This window comes from Deltaproteobacteria bacterium (assembly GCA_020845895.1).
Taxonomy (GTDB): Bacteria; Lernaellota; Lernaellaia; order JACKCT01; family JACKCT01; genus JADLEX01.
In genome coordinates, this window is the sequence record JADLEX010000073.1 from 1 (window position 1) to 16,560 (window position 16,560).

The following is a 16,560-nucleotide window of genomic DNA, read 5'->3' on the forward strand; positions in this document are numbered from 1 at the left end:
ACGGAGTTAGCCGGGGCTTCTTCTTCCGGTACCGTCATAATTCGTCCCGATCGAAAGGAGTTTACGTCCCAAGGGACTTCATCCTCCACGCGGCGTTGCTGCGTCAGGGTTTCCCCCATTGCGCAAAATTCCCCACTGCTGCCTCCCGTAGGAGTCTGGGCCGTGTCTCAGTCCCAGTGTGGCTGATCATCCTCTCAGACCAGCTAACCATCATCGCCTTGGTAGGCCGTTACCCTACCAACTAGCTAATGGTCCGCGGGCTCATCCTCAGACAGTAGCTTCCATGGAGAGGCCACCTTTTCCCCCAGGATCTCGTGATCCCGTGGGCTTATCCGGTATTAGCAGCCGTTTCCAGCTGTTGTCCCGAACCCGAGGGCAGATTACCCACGTGTTACTCACCCGTGCGCCACTTTACTCAGGGCCGAAGCCCCTTTCTCGTTCGACTTGCATGTGTTAGGCACGCCGCCAGCGTTCGTTCTGAGCCAGGATCAAACTCTCCAGTTGAAACCTGGTGCGGGGGATCAGCTCCCCCGCTAAAGCTCCATGACAAACATGGTTGCTCGCACGTTAGCGTTACGCGTACGTCACTATTCAGTTTTCAAAGACCGACTTGGACCTTCGATTTTCCCACGAGTCAGACGCGCTCGGACCTTTGACTTTAGCCAATCCCAATTCCCGTGTCAAGCCAAAACCGTCTTCGTCTCCGCATTCGCGTCGATTTCTGACGGGTGGGTATGACGGGGCGTGCGCCCCTTGTGGGAAGTGGGCAGGTCCGGATTCGCGTCGTTTGGGAAAGATCCATCGCCTCGCAGCGGGGCGTATATCTACGGAAATCGGCCGTGCGTGTCAAGCACCGTATTTTTGCCGTCGTATTTTTTTCAAAAACGCACGAAACGCCCGTCTGCCAAGGGTTTCGCGCGTTCGCACCCCGGCGCGGGACGCCGAGCCCGCCGGTCGGCGCGGACTTTTTTTCGCCTCCCGGCCCCTCGCGCCGACCGTTATTCGTACTCCACCGTGGTCAGCACGATCGCCGAGTTCGTGCCGCAGGCGTCCCGCGCGCGAATCCTCCAATCGCGCGTGACGGGCGCGGCCTCCGCGCTGAACAGGATGCCGACCGCCACGCCGTCCGTGTCGAACCACGAACAGCCGATTTCGTCCGGGCCGTATGGAGTACCGACGTCGATCCAGTTGCCGTACCAGTCATAGGACAATTGGCCGCCTTCCCAATCACAATCCGGGTTCGCGTACGCGAACAGCATCGCGTAGCAGTCGCCGACCGGCACGGTCCAGCCCTCGAGCGGATCCCAGTCGTAGAAGTCGATCAGTTCGTCCGTGGCGCAGTCGTAGTGCGCGATCCACAGATAAAACAGCAGCGGTGGGTGATTCGACGGGCAGTTCGCATCCGGTGAAATCGCGTAGATCGAGTCCGTGACCTCGGGCTCCGGGCCGACCGCTCCCTCGATCAACACCACCAGCGCCATCCGGTCCGTCGTCACCCATCGCGAAAGCTGACCCCAGATCGATCCCAGGTTGAACGTGTAGTACTCGAACTCGGTCGTGGAATGAGCCTCGTCGAGATCGAGCGGAATCGAGGGGAACGTTACCGAAACGATCTCGTACCAGTCGTCCACCGGCCGCCCGGTGTCCAGAGCCCATTCGCCTTCGATGTACGGGTTGTCCGGATCGTCCCGATTCACGCACAGGTCCAGCGCCTGATTGAATCCCGAAGTCCCCTGAAGTTGCCAGCCGTTGCATCCGGGCTGCGTGGTCGTGGTCGTGGTCGTCGTGGTCGGCACGCTCGTCGTCGTGCTCGAGGACGTCGTCGTGGTCGAACTCGTGGTCGTCGTCGTCGTCGAGCCCGTATCCGTGGTCGTCGTCGAGCCCATCGTCGTGGTGGTCGTCGTGGTCGTGGTCGTGGTTGTGGTCGCGCAGGTGTCCGTACTCTCGTCGCATGTCTCCCACGCGTCGCACGGATCGCCATCGTGAACGCACGCCTCGCTCCCTTCGTCGCACGACTCTCCGCCGTTGCAATACAGCCCGTCGTCGATGCACGGATCGCCCAGCGAACTGCACGCGCGGTTGATCTCGTCGCAAATCTCCAGACCGTTGCACCAGACGCCGTCGTCGCCGCACGGCGTTCCCGAATGCACCGCGCAGGATCGGTCAAGACACGAGTCCTCGCCGTTGCACCAGATGCCGTCATCGCAAAACACGTCGTCGTTCGCCGTCCAGTCGTCGACCGCGTCGCCGATCCGGCACACTTCGCACGGATTTTCCGGGTTCATCTGCGCGTCGCCGAAACACTCCCCGTCGATCAGGCAGCCTTCGCACGCACCCGTATCGTCGTCCGTCGTATCGTCGTCCGTCGTATCGTCGTCCGTCGTATCGTCGTCCTGAACGTCGTCATCCGTGTCGTCATCCGTGTCGGTCCCGTCGCCCGAATCGTCGTCGCCGGACGATCCGGCGCACGCACCCAAAACGATCGCCAACAACGCCGGCCACGCGAGGCTTTTCCACATATCGAACATCCGCGCGAGAGTGTGATGGACAGACAGCTTTTCGAGCGCGTCGAAATTGTCAACATTCGTCGAACAAAAATGCGAGTAATCTCACATTTATCCGCGAATCAGCCCCGGATCGGTCAGGATCTCTCCCACCGCCTGTGGGGTCACCGGCTTCACGAAGTATCCGTTGCATCGCCCACGGGTTGCCTGACGAAGAATTTCGGCGTCGTCGTGAATCGTGGCCATGACGATCTTCACGGACTTTTCAGGAGGCACGTGGCCATGCTTTTCCATTTCTCGGATCTTGGCGAGCGCTTCTTCGCCGTCGGAAGCCACGGCGGCTACGAATCCCGCCCGTTCGACAATCGATTCGACGATACGCAGAAGAATGGGATCGTCGTCCGCGACGAGTACGCGCAATTCGGCTCCCGAAACTCGTTTTCAGGCGCCGGCTTCGGATGGGGCCGAGGTTCGACCTTGACCCAGCAACTCGAGCGCGTCCCGGCGAAATCGCAGAGCGCGTTGCCGAAGCTGTTTCAACAAACCGTCCGCACCGGCCAGATCGCCTTTTTTTCCCTTTTTTTCCAGTTCGCCGGCAATGGGGGCGACTTGTATGGCCGAAACGCTGGCGGCCGCGCCTTTCATGCGATGCGCCAGACGTCCGACCTCGGCCGCGTTGCCGGTCGAAAGTGCCGCCTCGATCTCGTCCAGATCCCCCTCCACGCGCTCCGCAAATTGGCCGAGCACCAGTCGGGCGAGCGCCTCGTCGTTCATCACGCGACGCAGCAGGGCGGGCATGTCGATGGACGATTCCGCCTGATCTCCGGTGCGGTCGGCTGTTTGCGCGACAGTTGATTTCGCAGAAGGGGACGACGACTCCTTCGCCGCGGACGATTCCGCCGGGATCCATTCGCGCAACTTGGCTGCGAGGATATCCGGATCGATGGGTTTGGCGATGAAGTCGTCCATGCCCGCGGCGAGGAATCGTTCCCGGTCGCCGGTCATCACATTCGCCGTGAGCGCGATGATCGGAATGTCGTGACGCAGCACCGCCGGATCGGAGTTGCGAATCGCAACGGTGGCCTCGACACCGTCCATTTCGGGCATCTGCACGTCCATCAGGACGAGGTCGTACGGAATCTGGGATAGCGCGCGCAGAGCCTCGGCGCCGTTACCCACCGCTTCGGCTCGATAGCCCATCTTTTCGAGCAACGTGAGTGCCAAACGCTGGTTGATGGAATTGTCCTCCGCCACCAGGACATGTCGGCCTTCGCCCTGAGCCCGGGAGGACTCACGCCGAGAACTCACTTCGGAAGTTTCGGGATCCGTATCGAACGGCAGCCCCTTCGCGGCGGCGACCAGGGCGCTCTTCAGACGGGAGATCCGGACGGGCTTCGTGACGCAACCGAACACGCCGTCCGTCGCGGTCGAGGCATTCCGATCCGCGTACTGGTGGGAAAGAAAAATCGCCTTCAGATCGTCGAATCGGCGATCGACTCGAATCCAGTGGGCGAGTTCCGCGCCACCCACGTGCGGCATTTCCCGATCGATCAGTACGAGGTCGAACGGCTGACCGCATTCCACCGCACCGCCGAGTTCTTCCAGCGCGCTCGCCGCATCGGGCGATTCCATGACGATGGCCTGCCAGCGCGTGAGCACGCGGACCAGATGTTCCCGGCTCGCCGCGTTGTCGTCGACGACCAGGATGCGCCGACCGCGCAGCTCTTCCGTGTCGGGCTCGAGCGCCCCGGGCGCTTTCGCCGCTCCGAGGGTGATGTCGAAATGGAAACACGATCCCCTTCCCGGCTCGCTGCGTACGCCGATTCGGCCACCCATCATCTCGGTGAGCTGTTTGCTGATCGACAGGCCGAGGCCCGTGCCGCCGTATTGGCGCGTCGTGGAGGCATCCACTTGGTAGAACGCTTCGAACAGGTTCTTCCGCCTATCCTCGGGGATTCCGATGCCGGAGTCGCGGACCTCGAACTCGAGCCCGATGCCCTCGGCGCGCCGACGACCCAGTCGCACCTGCACGACGACCTCGCCTCTCGCCGTGAACTTGATCGAATTTCCCACGAGATTCGTCAGAATCTGGCGCAGGCGTCCGGGGTCTCCGACCACGCCCCGTGGAACATCCGGCGAGATGTCGCAGACGAATTCGAGCCCCTTTTCCTGCGCTCGAATTCCATATGCGGCGGAAAACTCTTCCAGCGTGGCCCAGAGATCGAAATCGATGTTTTCAAGCTCCAGCCGCCCCGCCGCGATCTTCGAGAAATCGAGGATGTCGTTGATGATGGTGAGCAGAGCCCGGGCGCTGTTCACGGCGGTCGTCGCGTAGTCCTTTTGCTGACCGTTCAGCGGTGTGTCCTGCAGCAGGCCCAGAAACCCGATCACGGCGTTCATCGGCGTCCGGATCTCGTGGCTCATCATCGCGAGAAATTCGCTTTTCGCCGCGTTGGCCTGCTCAGCCTCTTCGGCGAGCCGGTTCGCGCGCTCGATGGCCGACTGAAGCTCGCGGTTCGCATCCTCGGCGAGCTGTTTCGCTTCGAGAGAATCCTCGATCATGCTCACGAGCTGCGCTTGGCTCTCCCGCAACTCCTCGGCCTGCAGCTCCATCAATTCGTTCGACCGGCGAACGCGCTCCTGGGTCGTCTGACGTTCGCGCAGCTTCGCCTCGTTTTCCGCCCGCGCCCTCGCGAGATCGCCGTCGCGCGCGGCGACGATCGTTTCGAGTTCGGCGATGCGCGCGTACGGGTCGTCCGGATCGGCGCGAAATTCGGGCTGCGGTTTTTCGCGGTGCGTATCGATCAGCTCGGCCGCCGTCACGACACCCTCCGGTCTTCCGCACCGTAATAGGACTCGGGGACGGTATAGCGGGGACGTTCTCCGAGGCGCAGGTGCAGTTCGTTGATGACCGCTTTGAGTTCCAGCACGCGGTTTTCACGTCCGCGCATCAGACGGTTCATCCGCTCAAGTTCGGACACCGTTTCGACGAGTTTTTTCTCGTACGCCTTGCGGGCGATATCCGCCCCGATGCTGCCGGCGGCGACGAGCAGAATCGCGTCGTCCTCCTCGATCCGGGTCGATTCGCCTTTCATCAGGTCGAAGCGGATGAATCCCCACAGTCGGGCGTCCACGTGCACCGGCACGAGAATGACGCATGCCTCCGACCATTCCTCCGCGCGTCCGCCGGACCCCGTGCGAATCACGCGACCGTCTCCGAGCGCGTCGATCGTCGCTCTCAGGTCGATTTCGCCCATTCGGTCTTCCCGTGAGCCTTCTTCGCCCCCGACGTCTTCGTGGGCGATCCACCGATGACGCCGCTCGACAACGGGCGACGTCGCCGTGACGGAGCTCAGGATTTCGCAAATCTCCACGCGCTCCGCTTCGATGGCGGTTCCGAGCACCGCGAGGGCGTCGGACATCGCGGCGTGATGGTCGGATGACGAAATCAGCAGATTCGAGGCCGTGGCGACGGCTTCGAGCAACAGGCCACGACGGACGAGTTCGACCTCCACGCACTTTTGCGCGGTGATGTCGTCGAAGACGTAGTACCGGCCGATGAGGACGCCGTCGCCGCTTTGAAGAAGCGTCGAATAGGTCTTGACGGTGCGCCCGTCCGTCAGGCCCCATTCCTCATCGATGACCCGGTCGTCGCCGGCATCGAGCAGCGTATCGGCGAACACGCGCGCGACCCCGGCGTCTTGCAGCGTCGCGCCCACCCGATCCCGAAGCTCCGTCAGTGTGGGTTCGCACAGGTTCGACTCCGCGTCGTAGGCCGATCCGGCCCAGATCTCGCAAAAGAGACGGTTGTGATAGAGCACGCTCCCCCCGGCGCCGTCCACGAGCAGAAATCCGCTGGGGGTTCGCTCGGCCATCAGGCGAAGGATGTGCTCGTTGCGACGCAGCGCGTCCTCCGTCATGCGCATGAAGTCCATGTCGCGCGTGGTCCGTTCGAGCAGTCGGTGGATGTCGCCGGCGAGCAGGCCGATCTCGGTCGGGTCCTCCGAAGAGAGCCGATGCGTGACGTCCTTCGATTCGCCGAGGGAGTGCATCGCCCCTTTCATCTCCACGATGGGGCGCACCACCTGACGGCGCAGCACGAATCCGAACGCGAGAAACACCGCCACGCTGACGCCGATGACGGAGCCGTGCATCAGCAGGAAGAACCGTTCGGCCTGAAGCTGAACGGTTCGGGGAATGATCGCGTGCGCGACGTATACGGGCTCGCCGCGGTCGTCGGCAATCGCCGTGTACGCGTCGATCGTCTGGCCGTCGCGGACGTCGAAGCTGCGCTCGCCGGCACGCAGCCCGGCAGGATCGCCGGATCCGTCGTGTTGCGAACCGGCATTCCATCCGCGAAACAGGACCCGAGTCTGCTCGGAAAGCCGCGCCGTCAACCGGCCGTCGAGGAATTTTCCCATGATGAACGCGCCACGGATCGGTCCCTCGAATTTGCCGTTGAGCTGGGGCCGCGAAGCCAGGATCATCGGTCCGAGGCGCGTGCCGACCACGCCGGAATACCGGTCGGTCGTATTCCGGAAATCGAAAAAGGCCGACGGGTCCCGTCCGAAAAATTCCCGCAAATCGGCGAGGGGCTCGATCAGACGGCCGTTCGGGCCGTGAATCTCGCCCCAGACGATGTTTCCGCTCCGGTCGATCATGCCCATGAGGGCGATCTGACCCGCCGCGAAGTACTCATCCACCAGGTTATCCGCGACAAATTGCGCGAGTTCGGGCGATTCCGGCTTCTCGATCAACTCGTAGGGGTCGTCCCACGCCGACCACTCGCGGCATTTGAGATCGAGCGATGCGGATTCCTGCTCGATCGCGTTTTCCACGCGTTCCAGGTCATCGAACAACAAGGACTGTTCGAGCCGCTCCACGGAGGGCTGGAGGATCGAAGTCTGAAATAGAATCAGCAGGATGACGTTCACGCCCAGAATCAGGGCGACGAATCGGCGGATGCGCTGTTCCAGCGGCAGTTTCGGCCGATGATCCGGCTCCGAAAAATCAAATGCGCCGCGTGCATTCCTCGGCGAAAACGCCCGCATCCGGCCTCCCCCAACACATCGATCCCCGCCGTTGCCCGGCGGCGGATCGCGATCCATCCACACCTATCGAAATAATCCGCGAATCGCGGAGTTACGCGGTTTTGTTATCGACCTTATGGGAGTAACCCTGAAGGGTCATCTAGAAATTTTTCTAGGCCCCATCGCGGCCGCGAACCGGCGAGAGAAATAATGGCCTATTTTCAATATCTTACGACAAAACACAAAAGGCGGCCGGAGCCGCCTTTCGATCGAATTTGGGAGGATGCCGCCTAACGCGCGTATTCCACGGCGCGGCTTTCGCGAATGACCACCACGCGGATCTGGCCGGGATAGGTCATCTCCTGCTCGATCTTGCGCGCGATGTCCTTGGAAAGCACGAGGCTGCCGTCGTCGTCCACCTTTTCCGCCTCGACCATGACGCGAATCTCGCGGCCGGCCTGGATGGCGAAGGTCTTCTCGACGCCCTCGAAACTCTGGGCGATACCCTCGAGGTCGTTGAGCCGCTTGATGTAGCTCTCGAACATCTCGCGCCGTGCGCCCGGGCGCGCGCCGGAGAGCGCGTCGGCCACCTGCGTGATGACGTCGAGGGCGCTCTCCATCTTGATGTCCTCGTGATGGGCGCCGATGGCGTGGCAGACGTCGGGGTGCTCGTTGTACTTGCGCGCGAGCTCCATGCCGATGAGCGCGTGCGAACCCTCGACCTCGTGGTCCACGGCCTTGCCGATGTCGTGCAGAAGCCCGGCGCGGCGCGCGATCTTCACGTTCAGCCCGAGTTCCGCCGCCATGATGCCGTTGATGAACGCCACCTCGACCGCGTGCGAGAGCTGGTTCTGCGAGTAGCTGGTGCGGTAACGCAGTCGGCCCAGCAGTTTGATGAGGTCGGGGTGCATACCGTGGACGCCCACGTCAAACGTGGCCTGTTCGCCCGCCTGCGCCATTTCCTTCTCGATCTCCTGTTCGACCTTCTGGACGATTTCCTCGATGCGACCGGGGTGAATGCGGCCGTCCTGAATGAGCTGCTGCAGGACGCGCGACGCCACCGCGCGGCGGACCGGATTGTGGCCCGACAGAATGACCGCTTCGGGCGTGTCATCGACGATGAAGTCGATGCCGGTCGCCGCCTCGAGCGCGCGGATGTTGCGCCCTTCGCGGCCGATGATGCGTCCCTTCATCTCCTCGTTGGGCAGATGGACGACGCTGACCGAATTCTCGTTGACGAAATCGACGGCGACGCGCTGCGTGGCGAGGGCGATGATCTTCTTGGCGTTTTTCTCGGCGCTCTCGCGGGCTTCTTCCTCGATACGCCGTACGGACTTGGCGGCCTCGTGTTTCGCCTCGGAGATCACCGACTCGACGAGCTGCTTCTTGGCCTCCTGCGAGGTCAGGCCCGCGGCTTTCTCGATCTTCGTGTACCAGTCGTCCACGAGGGCCTGATATTTCTTTTCCTGCTGCACCAGCGCCTTTTCACGAACGATGACCGTCCGTTCGCGCTGCGTGATCTCCAGATCCCGGCGGTCGAGCACCTCGCTTTTTTTCTCGAGGACGTCGTTCTTCTGCTTGTTTCTCAGTTCCTGATTTCGAATTTTTTCCCGAGATGCCTGCGCTTCGTTGTCGAATTGCTGACGCAGCTCCAGTTGTTTGGCCTTGCCCTTGAGCTCCAGTTCCTTTTCGAGCGTGGCCATCCGTTCGCGGGTTTCCTCTTCCCGCCGACGAATGAGTTCCTCGGCCTCCGCCATTCTCTGCCGGCCGGCGCCGCGGGCGAGGGTCTTGCCGATCCCCAGTCCCGCCGCGAGCGCCAACACGACCGCTACGGCCGTGACAATGGTTCCCATGCGGACCTCCTGTATGTCAAACGCGGGGCGTTCGTCGATCCGACGACGAGACCGCCGCGTGCGTGCCCGACCGAAGTCGGTCCAATCGAATGATGGGGAGCAAGGGAGAAACGCCGTCGAGTCCCGGCCGCGCTTGCGAACGGCCCGCGACCACTCCGCGCCTTCGGCGAAGCCGGTTCCACGTTGACGCGCGACCCGCCCACGCAAGGCGGCCCGGTCGCACACGCATCCGCGTCGAATTCATGATTCGACGGGTCGCGGCGCGCCGTGCGCGTCCATTCGATCGGTTCGCGTCATCTCCCGGACGACGCGATCCGGAACCAGGTCCGACGTCACTCCCGGCCTTGTCCGAAGAAAAAGAAGATCCCCCGCGCAGCCCGTGTCTGGTTAGCTTTGAACCTGTTGACGAGCAACAGGCGGGTGCCGCGGCGCGGGTTCAGGGACATCCACGAGTGGACATCGCTCACCCCCGCAACGAAGCGGCTCCCTGATCGTGAGAGATGGCTCAAAACGCAACCCAAATCACGAAGCCGGCAGGGGATTCCTTGTTCGTTCGTCTTTGGCTCTCCTCACCATCACAGTTTGGAGTCGATATATTCAATCAGATCGTCGCATCGCTGCTCGATCTGGGAGAACACGGCGCGCTGCTTGCCGAGGGCCACGAAGTAGTCGTCCGCGATGTTCAGGATCGCGAGCAGGGCGACGTTCAGGTCCGTCATGCCCGTCGACTTCCCCTTGACCTCGTCGACCTTGCCATTGACGTAGTCGACGACCTCCCGGAGATAGTCCTCATTGCCGTTCGCCTTCAGGGGCAGCGTGCGTCCCAGAATGACGGCGTTGAAGGTCTCGGGCATCGCCTCGTCTTTCGTTCAAATCGCCTTTGTCACCTGCGGGCCATTATTTGCATCAGCGCCCGAACCTGTCAATCAACGCGCGACGTTCCGCCCGAAAAACCGTGACTTCCGGTGAGCCGGAAGGTTGTCGGCGCGCCGCGTCGTCGCCGCGCGGCGATCGGCGAGGAGACTCCGTCGAAACCGGTTTACACCCCCCGCGCCTTTTCCTATGATCGCCGCCCCTACCAATCCAACCGCCCTCAACGGGAGACTTCATGTCGGTCGAGAACGTGCGCGAGATCGAGCGGACGATCGAGGAACACAACACCTGGCGAGACCACTGCGTGAACCTGATCGCGAGCGAAAACGTCGTTTCGCGCCGCGTCCGCCGCGTCCTCGGATCGGATTTCGGGCATCGCTACGCTGAAGGACACCCCGGCAAACGGTATTACGAAGGCACGCAGTACATCGACATGCTCGAAGCCCGGGCACGCGAGGGGATCCTCGCGATTTTCGGATGCCGGCACGCCGACGTGCGCCCGTACTCCGGCAACGTGGCCAACGAGGCGGTTTTCTCGCGGTTCATCTCGGGCGACCGGGCGGTGATGGTCAACTCCACGCCCGGCGGCGGACACATCAGCCACCACAAGGCCGGATCGGTCGGCAAGTTCACCAAGCTCATCGTGGACTTCCCCCGCTCCGAAGACGGCTACTCGATCGACGTGGCAAAGGCGCGCGATCTGATCGACGAAACGAAGCCGACGTTCGTGATCCTCGGCAAGAGCATGATCCTGCTGCCCGAACCGGTCGCCGAGATCGCCGAAATCTGCCGCGCGCGCCATATCGTCCTGCACTACGACGCGGCGCACGTGCTCGGCCTCATCGCCGGCGGTCAGTTCCAGAAGCCGCTCGAAGAGGGCGCGGACATCATGACCGGTTCGACGCACAAGACCTTTTTCGGCACGCAGCGCGGCGTCATCATGTCGAATTGGGACGACGAGCAGTGGAAGACGCTCGACCGCGGCGTGTTCCCCGGCTCGACGAGCAACCACCACCTCGACACCCTCGCGGCGTTTTCGCTCGCCGTCGAGGAATGGAAGGCGTTCGGCCGCGATTACGCCAAGGCCGTGGTCGAGAACGCCCGGCACTTCGCGGAGGCTCTCGCCGCGGAAGGCTTCGACGTTCAGGGCAAAAGTTTCGGCTTCACGCGCAGCCACCAGGTGATCGTGTCGGTGAAGGACCAGGGCGGCGGCAAACCGGTCAGCCGGCTCATGGCCGACAACAACATCATCTGCAACATGAACATGCTGCCGCACGAGCCGCTGAAAAACGCGATGAACCCCGAGGGCCTGCGACTCGGCGTGCAGGAGATGACGCGGTTCGGCATGGGCGCGGCGGAGATGAAGACCATCGCGTCGCTGCTGGCCACGTGCGTGCTGCGCGGCGAGAACGTCAAGGCGCGCGTCGAGGAATTCCGCGGTCAGTTCCAAATGGTGAAATACAGTTTCGACGCCGCAGAGTGACGAGCCCGCGCCGCGCCGAATTCCGCGAAAGTCCGTGCTGACCGAATCGCGCGAGATGGTCACTTCTCGCGCCGTTTCGTATTGACGCGCGACGGGCGGAACCTTATCGTGCACATCCGTAGCGCGTCATGAACGGCCATTTTCTCGTGTTTTCGCGGATTTGAATGAACACGCGTGCCGGAGCGGCGCGCGGCGCCGGTCTGGGAGGATGAATCGTGGCGACCGTTGAAGAACTCGAAAACCTGCTCGACGACCTGGACATCGATCGCGACCTCGCCAAGGCCGAGCTCGAAACGGCGCAGGGAAAGATCGAGAAGGCCGAAGCCCGCAAGGACAAGGTCAAGCCCGAGATCTATCAGAAGGTCGTCGGCGAATACGTCGCGGCGCGCGACGCCGCGCAGGCGAAGCTCGACGAGATCGAAGCCAATATCGCCGCAACACACGCCGAAATCGAATCGACCAAGGCCGCGGCCGAAGAAGACGCCCGTCGGGCGGAAGAAGAAGCTCGCCGCGCCGAGGAAGAAGCTGCCCGACGCGCCGAGGAAGAACGTATCGCACGGGAAGAAGAGGAACGTCGGGCGCGCGAAGAAGCCGAGCGCATGGCCCGAGAGGAAGCCGAACGAGCGGCGCGCGAAGCCGAAGAGCGCCTCCGGGCCGAGGAAGAAGCGCGGAGCCGCGAAGAAGCCGAACGGGCGGCCCGCGAGGACGAAGCGCGCAACGCGGAGGCGAATCGACGGCGCGAAGAAGACCGTCAGGCCGCGCGCGAGATGATCGCGTCCCTCGTTTCCGACCGTGACGCCGTCATGGCCGAGATGGCGGGTCCCCAGAACGAGATGGAAGAGATCGAGTTCCGCAAGGAGATGGGCGAGTTCGAGTCGGACGACGAGTACGACGCAGCCGCCGCATCGGTGCGCGAAAAGCTCGCCGGCCTCAACGATCGCATTGCGGGGATCGACGTGCAGATCCGCGAATTGGCCTCCGCCCACGGCGTGGAATCGCCGGTCGGCCCAGCGCCCGGCGAGATCGAATCTCCCGCCGCCGCCGCGGAACTCGCGCCTGCGGAAACGGATGCGGCGATCGAGACACTGCTCGAATCCGCTCCGGTTGCCGAAGCCGCCGTCGAGGAGGTCGAGGAATCCGCCGAGGCGGAGGACCTGCACGAGGAGGTTGTCGAAACCCTCGAGGGCGACTGGAGCGATGTCGAACGCCGCTTCTTTGAAAGCTCCGCCGATCACCGCTTCTTCGTGAATCCCTGCCTCATCATGCACGACGCGAACGGGCGCGAGCGCGTGTTCGAAATGGCCCACGAGATCACCACGCTGGGCTCCGCGGGCATGGGCGAGGTCGATGTGATGATCGAACACGCGTCGGTGGACAAGAAGCACGCGCGCATCAAGCTCGAGCATGGGCGCTACATCATTAAAGACCTGGGCAGCCGGAAGGGCACGTACGTCAACGGAAAGCGCATCAAGAAGGAACGGCTGAACCACCTCGACAAGGTGAAGATCGGCGACGTCTTTTTGCAGGTGCGCTTGATGTAGCGCGCGTTTTGTCAGGAACGTAAAGGGCCGTCCGTCCGGGCGGCCTTTCTCATTTCACGTCGAATTCTCCGACCGGAAAAACAACGCCGTTGATGCGCAAGTCCATGGCGTGCCGGCCGGGATAACTCCGCCGGGTGGTCATCGGCTCGAATGAGACGTTCGCCCGCAACGTGATCGTGACTCCCGCATCGAGTTCGAGTCGACGGAGCTTGAACACCTTCGGCCGGCGCGTCCCGTTGGACTTGACGAAATGCACCGCGAAATCGATCAGGAGATCCTGTGCGACTCGGCTTTCGCTACGCAATTCGATCCACGCCTCCACTCGCCCGCCGATTTTCACACGCGGCGGATCGAATCGGACCGACGCGACGCTGACGCGCGGTTTCGCGCCCGCGCCGAGAATTTCGAGAGCGCCGGGGTGCCCCGCCTTGACCAGCGAACGCAGGGCGTGGCCGACGATCCACTTTCGGCCGCTCGGAGCGCCGTCCATCCATTTCCGGCACAGATCGACAAGACGGTCCGGGTGATCCTTCCCGATATCGTTCATGCAATTGGCGACGGATCGATGAACGTATCGCTCGTCGTCGTCGCGAAGCAGTTCCAGCAGCTCGATGACCGGCGAGGGGTCAACCTGAAAATCCCGAAGTCGCGGAGCCCAGGGCAGCCGGGGGCGAATGCCCTCGGAGACGAGACGGCGCACGTGCGGGTCGGCGTCGGTGGCCCAGGTCTTGAGGACGCTCAACGTTTCGGCCGGGTATCGGACAAGGAATGCGCGGATACTGCGTTCGGCGGAAAAGCGTTTCGTCAGTTCGTACTGGGCCGCGATCGACGACTCGAAGTGATCCAGGCCGTGCCGTTCGACGAACATCACGTGCGGCAGCATGCACAAAATTTCGTAGCCGAAATCGTCGGTACGGGTGAGAGGGGGCGGCAGCGAACGGACCACGATATCGATCGCTGTTGCGTATTCCTTCGGGAGGCGCCGATGCATGGCATCCGCAATCCACGCGGCTCTCTGGAGAAGTTCACGATCGGCGAGGCCGGAAATGGCATCGCGCGCAAACGCGTCCGCATCGAAAGACGCATCCACGCCGCGCAGAGCCCGACCCATCGCTCGGATCGCGGTTTCGTTCAGAATGTCTTTGAGATTCGCCGGCACCGCCCCGTCACCCGACTCGGTAACGAACCTGCACGAGGCCCGTCGGCCACGACCGGCACTCTTCCAGCTTCAGGCCGTGCTCGAACCCCCGGGCGAACAGCGGGATCCCGTCGCCGAGCAAGATCGGGATGATCGAAACCGTGAGGTCGTCGATGAGACCCGCGTCCAGGAACTGCCGGATGACCGCGCCGCCATCGATATACGCGCGACGCATCCCGCGCCTCGCGAGCTCAGCGACGATCTCGGCGGGGGCGCCGCGAAGAAACTCTTCGTCGTGTTTCGGTTCGGCTTCGCGGTGCGTCAACACGAAACAGGACTTTTCCCCGTACAACCACGTCGAGAATCCGCATGCGACGTCCCACGTGTTCCGTCCGAACACGACCGCGTCCACCGTGTTGAAGAACGCGAAAAATCCGAAGTCTTCGTCGGGCATGTCCACGCAGTCCAGCCAGTCGACACCGCCGTCCGGGCGGGCGATGAATCCGTCGAGGCTCATGGCGATGAACACGGAACATTGGGGGCGTTGCGAGATGTTCTTCGATGTCGTCATGGAGTTCTTTTACCCGGAGGGATCACGTGAAAAAAAGCGGGGCGCGGTCACGCGAAAAGCGTTCGGCGAGAGAAAACGGGCACCGAGAAAACCTCGGTGCCCGACACGTTCACGGGTGGAGAGAATCGAACTCCCAACCCCCGGTTTTGGAGACCGGTGCTCTGCCAGTTGAGCTACACCCGTATACCGACCGCATTTTCCCAGGCCAAAGCCGCGACTGCTTATCACGCGATATCTCGAAAATCAAGCGAAACGGGCCTGCGGACGGGGTCTCGCACGGACACTTGCGTTGCGATTGCGACCCCGGATGTCGCACGGCTATTGTACGGTCGATTCGAGAGTCTCTTCGGAGGGAAACCATGGGCTACGGGGGAATCGTCACCGGGGTGGTGCTCGCCACAGTGGCGCAGATGCCGGCGCAGTTTTCGACGCGTGACGTCTCGGATCATCCCACGATGCTGGCCACGCATCCCGAGCCCCGGCACAGCCATTACCACGCATTCGTCGGCAAGGAGTTGAAAGTGCTTTGCGACGGACGTGGGCAACTGGTGCTCGAAGAAATCCGCAAGCAGACCGCGCGTGGTTCGGTGTGGCGCAAACGCGACGCTGAGCCATCGAATCACCACGCCCGGGTTGCCACGACCGCCGCTCCCGATGACGCGGGCGACCGAGTGGGGATTGGGCCGCAATACTCCGGCGACAAGCCCTTTACGCGGGCAATGCGCCTCCATCAGAGCCGCTACCGGGCCGAGGTTCTGCGCGCTCCCTACGGCACCGGTCCCGAAGTCACGAGCGCCGCACATTACGGGAACATGCTTACGGTCGAGGATGGGAAGCGGGGGCTCAATTTCCTGACGCCGCAGATCTACGAGATCGCGAGGCGCCGCGTCTCACGGGCGACGGGAATGGTCGCGGAATTCCGGCTGTACTGCAACATGCTGTCGAGCCAACCCATGTGCTTCAACCTCTTCGGGCCGCTGGTCGACGATCTCGATCTGGCGACGACGCTGTGGAAAAAGCTTCTGCCGGGCGAGGTCGAGCGCGTCACGCGCGTCGAAATCGAATGGAATCCGGAGCCACGCTTCGAATACCTCGACGATCGGACCGCGTTTGACGCCTTTGTCGAATACGAACGCCCAGACGGGACGTCGGCCTTCGTCGGCATCGAGACGAAGCTGACCGAACCGTTCTCTCAGAAGCACTACGACAACGAGGCCTATCGCCGCTGGATGCGCGTCGACGACACGCCCTGGAAACCCGAGGCGTGGAATCGCGTGGACGACGACGTACACAACCAACTCTGGCGCGACCACCTGTTGGCGGTCGCGGTGCGCCGCCACGCGTCGTCGAAGTACACGCATGGACGTTTCATGCTCGTTCGGCATGGCGGGGATACGGAGTGCGCGCGCGTTGTGGTCGGCTATCGCGAGCTACTGCGCGATGGTGACGACACGTTCATCGACATGCCGCTCGATCGGCTCGTCGCCGAGTGGATCGCCGTCGCGTCCGAAAGCCACCGAGACTGGCTCGAACGATTTCGTGCTCGCTACCTGGATTTGTAAGCGCC

General features: G+C 62.8%; 11 protein-coding genes, 1 tRNA gene, 1 rRNA gene and 1 other RNA gene. 3 read left to right on the top strand and 11 right to left on the bottom strand.

Translation table 11 applies throughout. From position 1 onward, the window contains the following. The 8 genes from IT350_09825 to IT350_09860 form a co-directional block, all read right to left on the bottom strand. Positions 1-504: ribosomal RNA gene (locus IT350_09825) — 16S ribosomal RNA — on the bottom strand; the annotation flags it as partial. A 494-nt stretch (positions 505-998) separates the two neighbouring features. Further along, entirely contained in the window at positions 999-2,519 is a 1,521-nt protein-coding gene (locus tag IT350_09830) for a hypothetical protein (protein MCC6158340.1), read from the bottom strand. 96 nt (positions 2,520-2,615) lie between these two features. Further along, positions 2,616-2,924, bottom strand: a complete 309-nt coding sequence (locus IT350_09835) for a hypothetical protein (GenBank protein MCC6158341.1) — start codon at positions 2,922-2,924, stop codon at positions 2,616-2,618. Between the two features lie 21 nt (positions 2,925-2,945). Continuing rightward, on the bottom strand, positions 2,946-5,327 hold the full coding sequence (locus IT350_09840) for a response regulator (protein ID MCC6158342.1): 2,382 nt from the start codon (positions 5,325-5,327) through the stop codon (positions 2,946-2,948). Beyond that, a complete protein-coding gene (locus IT350_09845; protein MCC6158343.1) occupies positions 5,324-7,555 on the bottom strand; it encodes a HAMP domain-containing protein in 2,232 nt (743 codons plus the stop codon). Before IT350_09845 ends, IT350_09840 begins: the two co-directional genes overlap by 4 nt. Positions 7,556-7,824: 269 nt before the next feature. After that, positions 7,825-9,387 (bottom strand): ribonuclease Y, encoded by a 1,563-nt coding sequence (gene rny, locus IT350_09850; protein ID MCC6158344.1) that lies wholly within the window; start codon positions 9,385-9,387, stop codon positions 7,825-7,827. Positions 9,388-9,748: 361 nt separating this feature from the next. Next, positions 9,749-9,930: non-coding RNA, 6S RNA (gene ssrS, locus IT350_09855), on the bottom strand. A 32-nt stretch (positions 9,931-9,962) separates the two neighbouring features. Further along, on the bottom strand, positions 9,963-10,241 hold the full coding sequence (locus IT350_09860; GenBank protein MCC6158345.1) for a cell division protein ZapA: 279 nt from the start codon (positions 10,239-10,241) through the stop codon (positions 9,963-9,965). A 254-nt stretch (positions 10,242-10,495) separates the two neighbouring features. Between IT350_09860 and IT350_09865 the strand changes: the two genes are divergently transcribed. Together IT350_09865 and IT350_09870 are read left to right on the top strand one after the other, a co-directional pair. Then, a complete protein-coding gene (locus IT350_09865; protein MCC6158346.1) occupies positions 10,496-11,743 on the top strand; it encodes a serine hydroxymethyltransferase in 1,248 nt (415 codons plus the stop codon). Positions 11,744-11,958: 215 nt separating this feature from the next. Then, complete coding sequence (locus tag IT350_09870; protein MCC6158347.1) at positions 11,959-13,284, top strand: FHA domain-containing protein; 1,326 nt, start codon at positions 11,959-11,961, stop codon at positions 13,282-13,284. Between the two features lie 49 nt (positions 13,285-13,333). Here IT350_09870 and IT350_09875 read toward each other — a convergent pair whose 3' ends face one another. From IT350_09875 to IT350_09885, 3 genes are all read right to left on the bottom strand, one after another. Continuing rightward, complete coding sequence (locus IT350_09875) at positions 13,334-14,443, bottom strand: DNA alkylation repair protein (GenBank protein MCC6158348.1); 1,110 nt, start codon at positions 14,441-14,443, stop codon at positions 13,334-13,336. A 7-nt stretch (positions 14,444-14,450) separates the two neighbouring features. After that, positions 14,451-14,993 carry a dihydrofolate reductase gene (locus tag IT350_09880; protein ID MCC6158349.1) on the bottom strand — a complete coding sequence of 181 codons (543 nt, stop codon included), beginning with the start codon at positions 14,991-14,993 and terminating at the stop codon, positions 14,451-14,453. 110 nt (positions 14,994-15,103) lie between these two features. Next, positions 15,104-15,176, bottom strand: a tRNA-Trp gene (locus IT350_09885). Between the two features lie 176 nt (positions 15,177-15,352). Here IT350_09885 and IT350_09890 point away from each other — a divergent pair. Then, the gene (locus IT350_09890) at positions 15,353-16,555 is read left to right on the top strand and encodes a hypothetical protein (protein ID MCC6158350.1); all 1,203 of its coding nucleotides are present in this window, start codon (positions 15,353-15,355) and stop codon (positions 16,553-16,555) included. The last annotated feature ends 5 nt before the right edge of the window (positions 16,556-16,560 follow it).

What these genes read in the sequence shown, in the direction of transcription:
- IT350_09830 (MCC6158340.1), bottom strand. Translation starts at nt 2,519, where the DNA reads ATGTGGAAAAGCCTCGCGTGGCCGGCGTTGTTGGCGATCGTTTTGGGT.
- IT350_09845 (MCC6158343.1), bottom strand. Translation starts at nt 7,555, where the DNA reads ATGCGGGCGTTTTCGCCGAGGAATGCACGCGGCGCATTTGATTTTTCG.
- rny (MCC6158344.1), bottom strand. Translation starts at nt 9,387, where the DNA reads ATGGGAACCATTGTCACGGCCGTAGCGGTCGTGTTGGCGCTCGCGGCG.
- IT350_09860 (MCC6158345.1), bottom strand. Translation starts at nt 10,241, where the DNA reads ATGCCCGAGACCTTCAACGCCGTCATTCTGGGACGCACGCTGCCCCTG.
- IT350_09865 (MCC6158346.1), top strand. Translation starts at nt 10,496, where the DNA reads ATGTCGGTCGAGAACGTGCGCGAGATCGAGCGGACGATCGAGGAACAC.
- IT350_09880 (MCC6158349.1), bottom strand. Translation starts at nt 14,993, where the DNA reads ATGACGACATCGAAGAACATCTCGCAACGCCCCCAATGTTCCGTGTTC.
- IT350_09890 (MCC6158350.1), top strand. Translation starts at nt 15,353, where the DNA reads ATGGGCTACGGGGGAATCGTCACCGGGGTGGTGCTCGCCACAGTGGCG.